Raw genomic sequence first — 1,768 nt, 5'->3', positions numbered from 1 at the left:
CGCGAGGTCGCCCTGCATCTGCGCGAGGGCCGCGCCCACCGGGCGCCCGAGCCGCTGCCGCCCGCCGTGGACGCCGGAGTGGAACTGGTCGCCACCCCGCGCGAACTCACCGTCGCCCTGGCCGCGTCGAAGGGCGGACGCAGGGCGGCCGGCCGGCGGGTCGCCGTGCTCACGGACGGCGGCGGCCACGGCGTCGACGCCGCCGACGCCGTCGAGGCGGCCGGGCTGACCGTGCCCGAACTCCACGAGCCGACCCGGGCCGGCCTCCGGGAGGCGTTGTGGGAGCAGTCCGCCGTCGCCAACCCGGTGGACCTCGCCGGAATGGGCGAGCAGAACCCGGCCTCGTACGCGGCAACCGTCGCCGCGCTGCTCGCGGCCGAGGAGGTCGACGCCGTCCTGATGACCGGCTACTTCGGCGGCTACGCGGCCGCCGAGGGCGGACTCGGGGGCGGCGGCACGGCGCTCGCGGACGGGGAGCGGGAGGCGGCGCGCCTCATCGCGGCCCGCCACCGGGCCGGCGCGAAGCCCCTCGTGGTGCAGTCGATGTATCCCCGGTCGCCCAGCTGCCGCACCCTCGCCGCGGCCGGCATCCCGGTCTTCGCGGCCACCGAGGACGCCGCCCGCGCCCTCGCCACCACGGCACCCGGGACACCGCGCACGGGAGTCGCGCCCCTTCCGCCGCCCGCGGCGCCACTGCACCGGAGCGGCTACCTGGAGACCCGCGGAGCCCTGGAGGCGGCCGGACTCGCCTTCCCCGCCGCCCGGGAGATCCACGACGAGAAGGAACTCCTCGCGGCGACCGAGGACTTCAGCGGTCCCTACGTCCTCAAAGCCCTCCACCTGCTGCACAAGTCCGACGCGGGCGGGGTGGCGCTGGGTCTGGCCGGGGCCGGCGAACTGCTCGACGCCTTCCGCGAGATGCACGCACGGCTCGGCGCCTCCTCCTATTCCGTCGAGGCCATGGCGGACCTGACCGACGGCGTCGAACTGATCGTCGGCGTCAACCGGGATCCCCGATTCGGCCCGGTCGCCATGGTGGGGCTGGGCGGAGTACAGGCCGAGACCCTGCGCGACGTCGCCTTCGCCCTGGCCCCCGTACCCGCCGACCGCGCCCTGATGCTGCTGCGCGGACTTCGCACCGCCGCCCTGCTCGACGGGGTGCGCGGCCGGCCCGCGGTGGACGTCACCGCGGCCGCAGCGGCCGTCGAGACGATCACGGCGTTCGCCGCCGCCCACCCGGAGATCGCCGAGATCGAGGTCAACCCCCTGCTGGTGAGCCCCCACGGCGTGCTCGCCCTGGACTCCCGAGCGGTCCTCGCCTGACGCTCCGCGAGGCGCGCCGGGTCGTGCCGAACGCCCAGTCCCGCCGAAGGACCGGCCCTCCCGGGGCGCTTGGGTCCGTCGACCGCCAGGCCCCCTCGAATGCCCGTCCCGTAGACCGCCAGGTTCCACCGAGTTCCTGGCCTATAGACCGCCAGTCCAGGCTCGCTCCCCGATCGTCCGTCTCCCACCGGGTGCCAGGACCCCCGAATGCCCGGCCCGATCAAACCTCTAGCCACTTCCGAAGTCCGGCTCCCACCGAATCGCCACCCACCGTCCACCTGGCCCTGTCGAACCTCTAGCCACCCCCGAAGTCCGGCTCCCAGCAACCTCCGAGCGCCCACCCCGACCCCACTGAACGCCCCGCCCCACCAAGCCCCCGCCCCCGACCGCCGCCCCGCCCCCGACCGCCGCCGCCCCCCGCGAATCGCCCGACCCCGCAGCGCGG

The 1,768-nt window shown here is 76.0% G+C and carries 1 protein-coding gene; it reads left to right on the top strand.

The window, feature by feature from the left end; all coding sequences use genetic code 11:
- Window positions 1-1,323 (top strand): acetate--CoA ligase family protein (locus tag ACWEN3_RS46200; RefSeq protein WP_452984396.1); only part of this gene is annotated, 1,323 nt, incomplete at its 5' end.
- Window positions 1,324-1,768: the final 445 nt, after the last annotated feature.

It is taken from the genome of Streptomyces sp. NPDC004561, from assembly GCF_053602155.1.
Note: the sequence above shows the minus strand (reverse complement) of the source record. Positions and strands in the feature narration are given on the sequence as shown.